Here is a 14,653-nt window from a genome sequence, read left to right as displayed (position 1 = left end):
ACTGGAAAATATATGGGCATGCGTCACACACATTTATTAATGCCTTTGGCACTGGTCAGTGCGATGGCAGTGGTACAACAAGCATACGCAGCAGATGAGTTTCTTGCACGAGATATACGAATTGATGGGCTAGTGCGTTTAACACCTGCAAGTATTTATTCGATGTTGCCAATAAATAGTGGTGATCGTGTCAATGATCCAATGATTGCTGAGGCTATTCGTAGTTTATATGCATCAGGTTTATTTGATGACATTAAAGTCTATAAAGAAAGCGATGTATTGGTGTTCAAAGTCGTCGAACGTCCAGTGATTTCCAAGTTGGAGTTTAAAGGAAATAAACTTATTCCAAAAGAAGCCTTGGAACAAGGCTTGAAGAAGATGGGAATCGCTGAGGGCGAAGTGTTCAAGAAGTCTGCGCTACAGATCATTGAAACTGAACTTGAACAACAGTATACCCAGCAAGGTCGTTATGATGCTGATGTGACAGTAGAAACAGTTGCACGACCAAACAACCGTGTTGAGTTATTATTGAACTTCAATGAAGGAACAGCAGCTAAAGTATTCGATATTAATATCATTGGTAATACTGTATTTAGTGACAGTGATATCAAGCAAGCTTTCGCAGTAAAAGAAAGTGGCTGGGCTTCTGTTGTAACTCGTAATGACCGCTATGCACGTGAAAAAATGGCAGCAAGCTTAGAAGCTTTACGTGCGTTATATCTCAACAAAGGTTATATCAATTTTAATATTATTAATTCACAACTGAATATCAGTGAAGATAAAAAGAATATCTTTATCGAAGTTTCTGTTGATGAAGGTAGTCAATTTAAGTTTGGCGAGACCAAATTCTTAGGTGATGCACTTTATAAGCCTGAAGAACTAAAAGCACTAAAACTATATAAAGATGGCGAAACCTATTCACAAGAAAGAGTGAATGCCGTTAAGCAACTATTACTGAGAAAGTATGGTAATGCTGGTTATTATTACGCTGAGGTCAATGTCGTACCTGAGATTAATAACCAAACTGGATTGGTGAATCTGAATTACTATATCAATCCGGGGCAACAAGTTACGGTACGTCGTGTTAACTTCACAGGTAATAATAAGACCGCGGATGAGGTTTTACGTCGTGAAATGCGCCAAATGGAAGGTGCATTGGCAAGTAATGAAAAAATTGATTTATCAAAAATTCGTTTAGAGCGTACAGGCTTCTTTAAAACCGTTGATGTTAAGCCTGTTCGTGTACCAAACACACCTGACCAAGTTGATTTAAATGTCGCTGTTGAAGAGCAACATTCAGGAACGACAACTTTAGCAGTCGGTTACTCTCAAAATGGTGGTGTAACCTTCCAAGCAGGTTTAAGTCAGACCAATTTCATGGGAACTGGTAATCGTGTTGCAATTGATTTATCTCGTTCTGAAACACAAGATTATTACAACCTAAGTGTGACTGACCCATATTTCACGATTGATGGTGTGAGTCGTGGTTATAATGTTTACTATCGTAAAACCAAGCTAAATAAAGACTTTAACGTCAATAACTACGTGACAGATAGTTTAGGTGGAAGTCTAAGCTTTGGTTATCCGATTGATGAAAATCAAAGCTTAAGTGCATCATTGGGTGTCGATAAAACCAAAGTTAGAACAGGACCAAGCGTATCTACTTATATTCGTGATTATCTGTTGAATAATGGTGGAAAGGCTACTGGACAGTCACAATGGTGTCCAAGTGGCAAAAACGAGATGGATGAAACCGATATCGATCATCCAAAACCAATACCTGGTACTTGTGAAGGCGGATTTGAGCATTACGACAGTGCTTTCGAAGGTGAATTCCTTACATATAATTTAAATCTAGGCTGGTCATATAATACGCTTAACCGACCAGTTTTCCCAACATCAGGTATGTCGCATCGTGTTGGCCTAGAAGTGGGTCTTCCAGGTAGTGATGTTGACTATCAAAAACTAACTTATGATGCGCAAGCATTTAAATCATTACCAAAAGGTTTTGTACTTCGGGGATATGGTAAGTTAGGTTTTGGTAATGATCTACCATTCTATAAGAACTTTTATGCAGGTGGTTATGGCTCAGTTCGTGGCTATGACAACAGCTCTTTGGGTCCAAAATATCCAAGTGTTATTTTCCAAGAAACAGGTAGAAATGACCCAGATCCTGAAGAAGTCGGTGGTAATGCACTAGTCCAGTTTGGTACTGAACTCGCACTACCTGTGCCATTCAAAGGGGATTGGGCACGTCAAGTCAGACCTGTACTGTTTGCTGAAGGCGCACAAGTGTTTGATACGAAATGTGATGTGCCTAAAGGTAACATTTCAGTAAATGGTAGCAATGTCGATATAAAACAATACTGTAAAGACAACTACAACTTTGATGCTGGAAATATGCGCTACAGTGTTGGTGCAGGTTTTACATGGATCACTATGATTGGACCGTTATCGCTGAGTTATGCTTACCCGCTTAATGACAAGAAGGGTGATGACACTAAATCAATCCAATTTGAAATTGGTCGTACATTCTAAGTACGACCTTGTTTAATTTTTGAAAAATATACAAAGGATGGAATCATGAAAACATTAACCGCTGTCATGTTCGGTTTAGGTTTAACGATATCTGCGATGAGTAATGCAGCAAGTATTGCTGTCGTCGATTTAGCAAAAGTTGTTGAAAGTAGTACCTATTTGAAACAGCAGAACGCCAGTCTCGGTCAATCGGTAAAACCGACATCGACCAAATTGGAACAGTTAGGCAAAGAAATCGAGAGTTTGCAACAAAGAGCGCAATCTGCAAATCAAGCTGATTTACAAAAACTTTCTGCACAATATCAGGCAAAAGTAAATGAGTTCAATACGACTCAACAAGGTTTACAGACTAAAGTTCAGTCAAGTTTGCAAACCATGAATACGACTTTTGAAAATCGTGTTAAGCAAGCAGCCGAACAACTGCGTAAAGAAAACAATTTAGACTTTATTATGAATAAAAATTCTACGATTGCCTCTGACGCTAAGTATGATTTAACTGATAAAATGATTCAAAAGGTTAATGCAATGAAATAATCAATGAATAGAAGTCGTTATCGTTTAGAAGAACTTGCTCACCTTGTAAAAGGTGAGTTTTTTGGTGAAAAAGACTTTCAAATTTCCAATTTGGCAAGTTTAGAGCTGGCTCAGAACCAGCATATTAGTTTTGTGAATGGTGAAAAATATTTAGCCCAAGCAGAAGCAAGTCATGCTGGTGTTTATATCGTCACGGAAACATTGAAGCAGCAACTTCCACAAAAGAAAAATTTTATTGTTGTTGATAACCCTTATTTAGCATTTGCAGTTCTCACGCATATATTCGAAGCAAAAATCCTCCAGCGTGGTATTGAAAGCACGGCTCAAATTCATCCCTCAGCAATCATTGCCGATGATGTTTATATTGGACATTATGTGATCATTGGCGAAAACTGTGTGGTTGGAGCAAATACAATTATTCAAGCCCATTCATTTATTGATGACGGTGTTGAGATCGGCAAAGATTGCTTTATTGATGCTCATGTCACCATTACGGGACAAGCGACATTAAAAGATCGTGTTCGGATCCATGCAAATACTGCGATCGGGACAGAAGGCTTTGGTTTTGCACCTTATGAAGGGAAATGGCATCGAATTGCTCAACTTGGTTCAGTTCAGATCGGTAATGACGTGCGTATTGGCTCAAATTGTAGTATTGATCGAGGTGCTTTGGATGACACGATTTTGAAAGATGGTGTCATTATTGATAACCTTGTGCAAATCGCTCACAATGTACATATTGGTGAAAATACAGCAATTGCCGCGAAATGTGGAATCGCTGGCAGTACGAAAATTGGCAAAAACTGTATTCTAGGTGGAGCCTGTGGGGTGGTTGGGCATCTTGAAATCACGGATAATGTGACACTTACAGCAATGTCAATGGTCACAAAAAATATTTATGAAGCTGGAACGTATTCTTCTGGTGTTGGACTTTTTGAAAATAGTCATTGGAAAAAGACCATTGTGCGGTTAAGACAATTAGCAGATGTGCCATTGACCCAAATCACGAAAAGACTCGATCATATGCAAGCTCAATTAGAGTCCCTTGAATCAACCCTTAAGTTACGTAAATAATTTATTATGACCGAATCTACATTACCAACATTTACAATGCCTGAATTGCCAATGGATATTTTGACCATTCGCGAATATTTACCTCATCGCTATCCTTTTTTATTAGTTGATCGTGTGACTGAAGTGACTGAAAACAGCATTGTCGGTTATAAGAATGTGTCTATTAATGAAGAGTTTCTTCAAGGACATTTTCCCACTTATCCGATTATGCCTGGTGTATTGATCATTGAAGCTTTAGCACAGGTCTCTGGTATATTAGGTTTTGTATTAACAAATCAAAAGCCAAAAGCGGGTTCGTTGTTCTTATTTGCTGGTGCAGAAAAAATAAGATTTAAGAAACAGGTTGTTGCTGGTGACCAGCTTATCTTAAAATCTGAACTTGTTATGCAAAAACGCGGCATTTACAAGTACAATTGTACTGCAAGCGTTGACGGTATTATCGCTGCAACGGCAGAGATTATTATTTCACACCAAAAAATTGAGCAGGCATGAGTAGTCAAAATTTAATACATCCTACAGCTATTATCGATCCATCTGCAGTAATTGCATCAGATGTGCAGATTGGACCGTATTGCATTGTAGGCCCAAATGTAAGTATTGACACGGGGACAAAATTACACTCACATGTAGTGATTGGTGGTTTTACGCGGATTGGTAAAAATAATGATATTTTCCAATTCTCTAGTGTTGGGGAAATTTGCCAAGATTTGAAATATCAAGGTGAAGAAACGTGGTTGGAAATTGGCGACCACAATATTATCCGTGAGCATTGTACCTTGCATAGAGGTACAGTTCAGGATAAAGGCATTACCAAGATTGGTAGTCATAACCTATTTATGGTGAATACCCATATCGCACATGATTGTGTGATTGGGAATCACAATATTTTTGCCAATAATGTCGGCGTTGCAGGCCATGTACATGTTGGTGATCATATTATTGTCGGTGGTAATGCTGGTATTCATCAATTTTGCCGTATTGATTCATATAGTATGATTGGTGGTGCTGCATTGATTCTCAAAGATGTTCCTGCCTATGTGATGGCATCAGGAAACCCAGCGCATGCATATGGTATGAACATTGAAGGTATGCGACGTAAAGGCTGGTCAAGAGATACCATTCAAGGCTTAAGAGCTGCCTATAAACTGATTTATAAGTCTGGCCTCACCTCTGAGCAGGCTATTGAACAGATTCGTAATGAAGTACTGGTGAATACACCAGAAGCGCAACTATTTATTGACTCTTTAGAAAAATCAACGCGCGGTATTGTGCGTTAATTGATTCAGTGCGGTTAATAGATAAGAAAAAAGACACTGAGGTGTCTTTTTTGCATTTTAGTCGTCGTCCTCAATGAATTGTTGTCGATATTGTTTAGGTGATACTTCAAAGGTTCTTTTAAACGCTTGGCTAAAGGCAGTTTCCGATGAATATCCGACTTTATTTGCAATTTGTTGAATCGAATAACTGCTTTTTCGTAGATATTGGCTGGCTAAACGCATCCGATGTTGTTGTAAATAGGCTAGCGGTGATTCACCGATAACCTCATGGAATAAACTGGCAAACTTTGAGCGTGACATACAGCATTGTTCTGCCAATAATTCGACGGTCCAAGCATCTTCGGGATGGTTGTGAATTGCAGCTAAGCTATTACTGAGTTCAGGATGGTTGAGCGCACTGAGCCAACCGTGTTGAGTCGATATTTGTTGGATATGATCACGTATACATTTGATTAGTAAAATATTCACCAAGTGGTCAATGATAATGTCTCGACCTGCCTGAATATTCTGAGTTTCCAATGCTAGGAAATGCAATCCTATTTGTAGCCATTCAGGTGCAGTCGCATCTCCTTGTTGCAGATGAATCAATAACGGAAGTGCTTGAACAAAAGGGCGCGCCATGATGGTATCAATTTGGCAACGGATCGTTAAAATTAGATTTTTATTCGAAGATTCTGTACCAAACTCTAAGGCATCTTCTTTGTGACCATCGAAGAATTTTGAAATATCAATCGCATCAACGAGCTTGGTAATCGCATTGTCTGCACCAATATGCGCTTTCCCAGAAGGAATAATCACAATTTCGCCAGCATGAGCAGTCAAACTGTTCTGGGCATCAATTTGAATATAAACCGAACCAACCAAAACAATATGCACAATCAAAGCGCTTTGATCTTGGCAAAAAAAACTCCATTCTCCCTGAGTTTTCAAGTAGATATATTCAGTGTGGTTTAAATGAATATCAGCAAAAATTTTACTTAGGGCATCCATATGATTTTTACATGATGTAGTTATTCTTAAATTATAGAGTGCTATGGAGATAACTCAATATCTGTTTATGTGCTTAAAGGACAAAAACAGGGGGGAAAATGCCAAAGACGCTGAAATAGGTTTTTTGGACGCTCGCAACTGTAATCTGCTACATTTTCCTAGAAAATATAAGTATATAGAAAAGATATGGAAAAGATGATGAATGCGCCAGTAAATGTTGAGCATGAACTTACACCAGTAAGCATTCCTAAATCAAAAACAGCGTTGGATCGTAAACGTTATTTATGGGCGATTAGTCCAGCTTTACCTGTAATCGGTATTGGTATTTTAGCTGGTTACCAATTTGCACCTCGTCCATTGAAGAAAATCTTTGCATTGGGTGGGCCGATTGTTTTACATATTGTCATTCCAACAATTGATACAATCATTGGTAAAGATGCCAATAATCCATCTGAAGAAGATATTAAGCTTTTAGAGAAAGATCCATACTATTCGCGTTTAGTCAAAAGCTTTATTCCGTTACAGTATGCAGCGAATTTTTATGCATGTTATTTAACAAGTCGAAAAGAAACATCATTCATTGATAAAATTTTCCTTGGTATTTCAATGGGTGCGATTAATGGTATTGCGATTAATACCGCACATGAACTCAGCCATAAACATGATCGCATTGACCATATTTTGTCACATTTGGCACTTGTTCCAACAGGGTACAATCATTTCCGTATAGAACATCCTTATGGCCACCATAAACGTGCGGCGACACCAGAAGATCCAGCATCTTCACAAATGGGTGAGACATTTTATGAGTTTTGGCCACGTACAGTCTTCGGTTCTTTTAAGTCAGCAATCGAGATCGAGACCAATCGTTTAAAACGTAAAGGCTTAGAATTCTGGTCTAAAGATAATGAATTACTTCAAGGTTGGGGAATGAGTGCAGCATTCCACGGCTCGATGATTGGTTTATTTGGTAAGGGTGTAATTCCTTATTTAGCAACTCAGGCATTCTATGGCATTACTTTGTTTGAGATTATTAATTATATCGAACACTATGGTTTGAAGCGTCAGAAAAATGCAGATGGGAAATATCAACGCACGATGCCAGAACATAGCTGGAACAATAATAATATTGTGACCAATTTGTTCTTGTATCAGTTACAGCGTCACTCAGACCATCATGCTTATCCAACTCGTCCATTCCAAGCATTACGTCATTTTGATGAAGCGCCAGAGTTGCCAAGTGGCTATGCAAGCATGTTACTTCCTGCGTTGATTCCACCACTATGGTTCAAAATGATGGATAAGCGTGTATTTGATCATTACAAAGGTGATTTAAATAAAGCCAATATCTATCCAAAACGTCGTGCTAAAATTTTGAAAAAATTTGGTGTGGCTGACCAGTCTTTAGAACAAGCATCCATTGAAGTTGCTGTTACAGGCTAATTTTAAGCTTCCAATAAAAAAACACTGATCAGCAATGATCGGTGTTTTTTTATTTTCTTGTATTAAAAAAATAAAAAAGGGCAGTTTTTAAATCCTCTTGCTGTATATCTATCTATAACGTAAAACTAAAAATCCTGATATTGAGGCTGAAATGACAAAACATTATGATTATATTGTGATCGGTGGTGGTAGCGGTGGTATTGCATCGATGAATCGAGCAGCGATGTACGGTAAAAAATGCGCCTTGATTGAAAGGAGCGAAATCGGTGGAACTTGTGTCAATGTTGGCTGTGTACCTAAAAAAGTGATGTGGTATGCTGCACAAGTCGCTGAAACCATTCAAAAATACGGATCTGATTATGGCTTCAATAGCAAACTAGAGTTATTTGATTGGCAGATCTTAATCAAGAATAGACAAGACTATATCGAGCGGATTCATCAGTCTTATCAAAATAGCCTAAGTAACAATAAAGTTGATATGATTCATGGTGCTGCAACTTTTATTGATAAAAATACCATTCAAGTCAATGCTGAGCGCTACACTGCGGAACATATTTTAATTGCAACGGGAACGCAGCCTGCCTTACCTAAGCTTGATGGCGTTGAATATGGCATCGATTCAAATGGTTTTTTTGAATTAACAGCTTTGCCTAAAAGAACAGCCGTTGTGGGTTCTGGCTATATCGCAGTTGAGCTTGCAGGCGTTCTGAATGCCTTAGGCTCAAAGGTGGAATTGTTTATTCGTAAGGATTTACCTGTACGTCGTTTTGATCGATTCATCAGTGAAACTTTGCTTGAGGTGATGCAAACAGATGGAATCATCGTACATACGCAGGCGGTGCCTAAGCGGGTCACAAAAAATGAAGATGGTTCGGTCGTGTTACATTTAGAAAATGGTGAGCAGCATACTGTTGATTGCTTAATATGGGCAACAGGACGAGAGCCGAATACATCGGGTCTGAATCTTGATCAAGCCAATATTAAGTTAGATGAGAGAGGTTATATCGAGGTTGATAAGTACCAGAATACCTCGCAAGAGGGCATTTATGCGGTTGGTGACATCACGGGTAAAATGGAGCTAACACCTGTTGCAGTAGCAGCAGGTCGTCGCTTATCTGAAAGACTGTTTAACGATAAGCCTGATGAATATTTGGATTATGACAATATTCCAACCGTGGTGTTTAGCCATCCACCGATTGGCACAGTTGGAATCACTGAAGCTGAAGCAATTGAAAAATATGGTAAACATTCAGTGAAAGTTTATAACTCATCTTTTACTGCGATGTTTAGTGCGATTACCCAGCATCGACAGCCAACTAAAATGAAATTGGTTTGTGTTGGTGAAGAAGAGAAGATTGTTGGGATCCATGGGATTGGTTTGGGGATGGATGAAATCTTGCAGGGCTTTGCAGTCGCATTGAGAATGGGTGCAACTAAACAAGATTTTGATAATACTGTTGCAATTCATCCAACTTCGGCCGAAGAATTTGTAACGATGCGGTAGGTAAGACTCAGTTTAATTTACCTTATCATCGTAAATTAAACTGAATTCCTATGTGGAAATATTTCTCAGGAACTACAAGAGAGAATAATTATTTTTTTAAGATGTGCAACTCTTCGTGTTCCATTGCCATAAATGGTAAAATTTTACTTGATGTTAGCCAAGAGATTCCAAACGCGACAAGTCCAAAAAATTCACACCAGTACACTAGTCTAGGATTTAGAATGATGGGATTAGGTAAATTTTGAATTAACATATCTAGTATTAGTATCAACATTGATAAGACAATTGTAATTCCTGAGAAAAGATATATATAAGATCTTCGTTTTGCCATGATATTTCCCTCTCGTAGAAATTTGGTTTTTGCCCTTTGGTAAAAAATTTGACAGAATCTAGCTAAAATGAGGAACATAACAATCGCAGATATAATATGCATAATTCCAAAAACTATTTGATTATATTTATTAATATTTTTGCAAACATTACCCATCACCTCACATTTACAAGGGAATAATGCAACTCCAAGTGCTGAAACTGCTGCAATTTTACTAATGAGAGCTTCTTTTTGAGGTTCTTGACCGTTGTAAGCGAATAGGAAAGAAGCTATTGCAAATAGACAACCTACGAATATATTACGCACTAATCCATCATGATGATAAGATTCACTAATAGATTGTATTTCTCCCTGCGTTAAAAAACTTGTTAAACTTGCCAGAAATAATGCAATTAATCCTACAATCAGTTTAAGTGTGCGAGAATCAATTTCATCTTGTGTATAATCTACTCTCATTTTTTTAGCCTATGTTTTTAATATCTTTCATCTTATTTTTATAATATAGAATATAATTTATATTCCTGTCTAATGTGAAATGGACTGTTGGAAATGAAATTAAAGGGTGGAGGCGAATTTTATTCATCTATTAATTTATGCTTGTTACTTAGATAATAAATAAAAAAGAAAAGACTCGAAAGCCTTTTCTAATGCAATATTTTTACAGATTTCGATTACTTCAATTCGCTCGAAGTTTTACCTAACTCACGACGAGCAATAATGAGTTGCTGAATTTGTTGCGTACCTTCAAAAATATCAAGAATTTTTGAATCGCGCGCCCATTTTTCTAATAACTCATCTTCACCATAACCAAGGCTTGCAGCCAGTTCGACACATTTTAGGGTGATTTCATTGCCCACACGTCCAGCTTTTGCTTTGGCGATCGAGGCTTCTTTGGAGTTTGGTTTCTTGTTATCCGCCATCCATGTTGCTTTGATCATTAACAAACGTGCAGCTTCCCATTCAGCTTCCATACGATAGATTTGGGCAGCTAAATTTGAAGTTTGGAGATAGGGTGTTTTATAGTCAGGATCAAGTTGATCTTTAAATATCTCTTTAATCCGTTCTAATGAAGCTTTAGCGCAACCAATTGCCATTGCAGCCACTAGTGGTCGTGTATTGTCAAAGGTTTCCATTACTCCAGCAAAACCTTTAGCGACATCAATTTCAGGATTGCCCAGTAAATTGGCAGCAGGAACACGACAGTCGATGAAACTAATCACAGCGGTATCCGATGCTTTGATCCCCAACTTATGCTCTAGACGCTCTACCTTCATTCCTGTAGTACCTTTTGGTACAACAAAGGATTTAATCGCAGCGCGACCAAGTTTTTTGTCTAAAGTCGCCCAAACGACAACCGAGTCAGCACGTTCACCAGAGGTAACGAAGATTTTCTCACCATTGAGGATATAGTCATCGCCATCTTTAGTCGCTGTGGTACGAATAGCAGCAGAGTCGGATCCACAACCCGGCTCCGTAATAGCCATCGCGGCCCAAGTATTTTTGAAGCGTTCAAGTTGTTCATCATTGGCGACCGCAGCGATGGCGGAGTTACCTAAACCTTGGCGCGGCATACTGAGCAATAAACCCGTATCACCATAGCACATCTCAATGATACCAAGTGCAGTCGACATGTTATTGCCATTCTTATTGCCTGTTTCAGCGGCACCACGTTGTCCAACAGCCGCGCCCGCATTGATGCCTTCACCACCTTCATTCATACCATCGACTAAAGAGGCTAGCATATCCAACTCTTTTGGATAGGCGTGTTCAGCTTTATCATATTTACGAGAAATCGGGCGCAATACATTCAACGCGACTTCATGTGCTTGATCGACCATCATTTTGAATTTTTTAGGATTTTGTAAGTTCATCGTATTATCCTCAGGTGATCAGTTAAGCATGTAAGCCAGAATGTAAAATTGCAGTTGCGCGTAAGTCTCGATACCAACGTTCAACAGGATGCTCTTTGGTAAAACCGTGCCCGCCTAGAATTTGTACGCCATCTGTACCGATTTTCATTGATTTTTCAGCACAGAGTAAACGAGCTAAATATGCTTCACGATGGAAGGGTTGTCCAGCCTCTGCCAAACTCGCTGCGTTTAGCACCAACATACGCATGGCATCAATTTCAATCGCCATATCGGCAATGATAAATGCAACACTTTGACGATGAGAGATTGGCTCACCAAATGCGGTACGTTCATTGGCATATTTGATACAGTATTCTTTGATCGCTTCACAAGTACCTACAGCCATTGCACACCACATGAGATTGCCCAGGTCGACAAATGCAGTGTAGTCAAAATCTGCGTCACCTAAAGGTAAAGCAGGAGTGTTATTAAATCGTAATGTTGCAGTTTCGGCTGCTTTTAATCCCATAGCTGGATTGGCTTTAATCGAAATACTGTCATCGCACTGCACGACAAAGATATTTGCTTCTCCATCGAATTCGGCACTCACCAAGAAAACATCGGCAGTATCACCAAGCACAACTAAAGTTTTTTCACCATTAATGAGGATTTGACCATTTGATTCTGTCGCTGTGGTTTTCAATTGGAATGGATTAAATGCAGGTGTTGCTTCTTGAACTGCAAAAGTTGCGGTCACGTCAGTATCTTCAGCAAAGCACGGGAGATACATCGACTGGACTTGAGTTGAACCCCAACGGGTAATGGCATTAATGGCGCTGAATGTACTCAGTAAGCCTGCAGTTAAACTAAAATCGCCTTTTGCTAAGCTTTCTGCAATGAGAATATTGCTGACGATATTTTGTTCGGCTGCAACACCGCCTAATGCTTCAGGTAGAGCGTAGTAGTTTAAGCCTAAGTCTACTAAATGTTGCCAGAGTTGTTCTGGAAACTGCGCATTGTGATCGGCATCATGAGCAAGTGTATACAACACTTCTTGTGCAAATTGTGACATTGCATCCGCAGTCATTTGCTGTTCTTCAGTTAAGCTGAGATCAAATAAATTTTTGTTAATTTGATTGGGTAAACGTTGTTTATCAATAGGTTGTGCTTTAAAGGCTTTCTGCGTTTTTGTAAGTACTTTAAAACCAGTTTTTGAACCTTGATATAATGATTTTTCTACAAATTTTCGTAATTTGAGTTGATCAAGCACATCGCTTCCTGCAAGTTTTGTGATCAAAGATAGCCCAATGCCTTGAGCTTTATTCATCATATTCGACATGATTTTATCCTAGAGGATGATTGTGATTTTATGCTGACATGTTCGAGTAAGAAAGACTATGTCTTCTTTGACTTGTTGATTTGATATAGATAAAGGGTAATGTGCAAGATGTTTAAATAATATCTAATTGTTTTTTAATAAAAAAATAAAATCACCAAAAAATAAATCTAAAAAAAATTGACCAAACTGACAAATCAGATTGGTCAAAATGACTTTTATGAGGAGGGGTTACGCAAACTGACGAATCATTTTACGTACATTGGTTTTTGCTTCAATCACAGTCATAAATGTATAAGCACCAATAAACTTGCGGCTAATAAACATAAATTCTTTTGGTGGCACCGAGAAATAACGTGAAGCCATGGATTGTGCTGCTTGTTGCATAACGCGGCTATGAAGCTGACTTTTTTTCCAATCATAACGATCTTGATCATCCATAATACCTGCTGGCATATTTGGATTGTTACTTGGACAGCTAAATGCTTCAGTTGCAACCAAAAACACATCTGCCATACCCGGTTTAATGCTTTCAGGCATCGCATCAAAAAACTCATAACCTGTCATGGCTTTTACCATTGCAGCTTTATCATGCTCATAACCAGCTTGAATCAAGTTACGTGCCACAGAGAGTAAATTGTCATCAAATTGGCGAATTGCACCAAAATCAAGTAAAACGATTTTATCTCTTACATCATCGCCATTGCCTAGACGAACCAAATAATTACCAAAGTTTGGATCGGTCTGCATTTCACCCCATTCAAACAGTTCACGTACAGCAATTTCTAAAGAAGCTTCGCCCAATTGGTTTCTACGTTCTTGAGGTAGAGAGAGCATAACAGGGCTGTTAATCGGCACACCACGCTCGAAGGTCATACAGAGCACTTTTTCAGCACAGAACTCATTTACAATTTGAGGAACGATGTAGCGAGGGTCTTCTTTTAAACGTGCGGCAAAGCGGCGAGTTGTGGCTGCTTCGATGCCGTAATCCACTTCACGATGCATCATTTCACGAACTTCATCAAACCATTGATCAAATTCACGCGTTTGCGGCACCATGCGAGTGAGTTTCAACATGTTTTTGAACAGATTCATATCTGAGTCAATCGCTTCAGCAACACCTGGATATTGAATCTTTAAAACCAATTCTAAACCATCGGATTTACGTGTAGCGCGATGTACTTGTGCCAGTGAAGCTGTTCCGATCGGCTCATGATCAATGGTCAAGTCGTCTAATCTCGAACCTAATTGTGCTTGCAAATGTACTTTGATCGCAGGCCAAGCTAACGCTACAGTTTGATTGTTGAGCGTATTTAATGCTTGTGTGATTTCTTCAGGTAAAAAATGTTCGCCATATAAAGCCATCATTTGTCCAATCTTGACGATCGACCCTTTGAGCTTACCGATTTCTGCGACGAGGTAATTGGCTTGATCACTCATGGCTTTTTTACGTTTTTTTTCTTTTTCTTCCTCATTGGAAAACATAGAAGTCGCGTTAGCTGTTGCCCAACGTGTGCCAGCGAGTAAAGAAGCTTTTGCGATCGATAAGCGACGATCCACAGACGAGGTTTTCAGGTTCTTAAGCTTATCGTTCTGATCGGACATGAAAGAAAAATCCTATGCTGAAATCGAAGGGAGTGAAGCCGAGAGCTAAATTGTAGTGGATATTACAGCTTTTAAACGTATTAAAATAGTTCAATCGTTTGAATTATCAGTCTAAATTTGTGAAACAGATCAATGGTTAAAAATAGCCTAAGTAATTTGTTAACCTTTTGA

At 38.8% G+C, this 14,653-nt stretch carries 12 protein-coding genes; 7 read left to right on the top strand and 5 right to left on the bottom strand.

The genetic code is table 11. The annotated features are described in order from the left end of the window. Nucleotides 1–12: 12 nt before the first annotated feature. Genes bamA through lpxA form a run of 5 tightly spaced genes read left to right on the top strand, consistent with a single transcriptional unit; the run spans nt 13 to nt 5,423 of the window. Nucleotides 13–2,538 carry an outer membrane protein assembly factor BamA gene (gene bamA / locus F903_RS11045; RefSeq protein ID WP_005197078.1) on the top strand — a complete coding sequence of 842 codons (2,526 nt, stop codon included), beginning with the start codon at nt 13–15 and terminating at the stop codon, nt 2,536–2,538. Nucleotides 2,539–2,583: 45 nt separating this feature from the next. Then, complete coding sequence (locus F903_RS11040) at nt 2,584–3,072, top strand: OmpH/Skp family outer membrane protein (protein WP_004670973.1); 489 nt, start codon at nt 2,584–2,586, stop codon at nt 3,070–3,072. A 3-nt stretch (nt 3,073–3,075) separates the two neighbouring features. Then, a complete protein-coding gene (gene lpxD / locus F903_RS11035) occupies nt 3,076–4,146 on the top strand; it encodes a UDP-3-O-(3-hydroxymyristoyl)glucosamine N-acyltransferase (RefSeq protein ID WP_004670974.1) in 1,071 nt (356 codons plus the stop codon). Nucleotides 4,147–4,152: 6 nt separating this feature from the next. Further along, nucleotides 4,153–4,638: a 3-hydroxyacyl-ACP dehydratase FabZ gene (gene fabZ, locus F903_RS11030; RefSeq protein WP_004670975.1), complete on the top strand. Its 486-nt coding sequence runs from the start codon at nt 4,153–4,155 to the stop codon at nt 4,636–4,638. Beyond that, on the top strand, nt 4,635–5,423 hold the full coding sequence (gene lpxA, locus F903_RS11025; protein WP_004670976.1) for an acyl-ACP--UDP-N-acetylglucosamine O-acyltransferase: 789 nt from the start codon (nt 4,635–4,637) through the stop codon (nt 5,421–5,423). The genes fabZ and lpxA overlap by 4 nt, the downstream gene beginning before the upstream one ends. A 57-nt stretch (nt 5,424–5,480) precedes the next feature. Here the strand turns inward: lpxA and F903_RS11020 are convergent, their stop codons facing one another. Further along, nucleotides 5,481–6,413: an AraC family transcriptional regulator gene (locus tag F903_RS11020; RefSeq protein ID WP_004670977.1), complete on the bottom strand. Its 933-nt coding sequence runs from the start codon at nt 6,411–6,413 to the stop codon at nt 5,481–5,483. A gap of 198 nt (nt 6,414–6,611) precedes the next feature. Between F903_RS11020 and F903_RS11015 the strand changes: the two genes are divergently transcribed. Together F903_RS11015 and gorA are read left to right on the top strand one after the other, a co-directional pair. Then, nucleotides 6,612–7,856: an alkane 1-monooxygenase gene (locus tag F903_RS11015; protein WP_005197075.1), complete on the top strand. Its 1,245-nt coding sequence runs from the start codon at nt 6,612–6,614 to the stop codon at nt 7,854–7,856. Nucleotides 7,857–8,007: 151 nt separating this feature from the next. After that, nucleotides 8,008–9,360, top strand: coding sequence for a glutathione-disulfide reductase (gene gorA / locus F903_RS11010; protein WP_005197074.1), 1,353 nt, complete (start codon nt 8,008–8,010; stop codon nt 9,358–9,360). A gap of 88 nt (nt 9,361–9,448) precedes the next feature. Here the strand turns inward: gorA and F903_RS11005 are convergent, their stop codons facing one another. The 4 genes from F903_RS11005 to F903_RS10990 all read right to left on the bottom strand — a co-directional run bounded on the left by F903_RS11005 (nt 9,449) and on the right by F903_RS10990 (nt 14,482). Beyond that, the gene (locus F903_RS11005; RefSeq protein WP_005197072.1) at nt 9,449–10,147 is read right to left on the bottom strand and encodes a hypothetical protein; all 699 of its coding nucleotides are present in this window, start codon (nt 10,145–10,147) and stop codon (nt 9,449–9,451) included. A gap of 215 nt (nt 10,148–10,362) precedes the next feature. Continuing rightward, on the bottom strand, nt 10,363–11,562 hold the full coding sequence (locus tag F903_RS11000; protein WP_005197070.1) for an acyl-CoA dehydrogenase family protein: 1,200 nt from the start codon (nt 11,560–11,562) through the stop codon (nt 10,363–10,365). A gap of 22 nt (nt 11,563–11,584) precedes the next feature. Beyond that, nucleotides 11,585–12,871, bottom strand: coding sequence for an acyl-CoA dehydrogenase family protein (locus F903_RS10995; protein WP_171065281.1), 1,287 nt, complete (start codon nt 12,869–12,871; stop codon nt 11,585–11,587). Between the two features lie 237 nt (nt 12,872–13,108). Beyond that, nucleotides 13,109–14,482: an ABC1 kinase family protein gene (locus F903_RS10990; RefSeq protein ID WP_004670989.1), complete on the bottom strand. Its 1,374-nt coding sequence runs from the start codon at nt 14,480–14,482 to the stop codon at nt 13,109–13,111. Between the last annotated feature and the right edge of the window lie 171 nt (nt 14,483–14,653).

The sequence above is a fragment of the Acinetobacter sp. NIPH 298 genome (assembly GCF_000369505.1).
Taxonomy (GTDB): domain Bacteria; phylum Pseudomonadota; class Gammaproteobacteria; order Pseudomonadales; family Moraxellaceae; genus Acinetobacter.
Note: the sequence above shows the minus strand (reverse complement) of the source record. Positions and strands in the feature narration are given on the sequence as shown.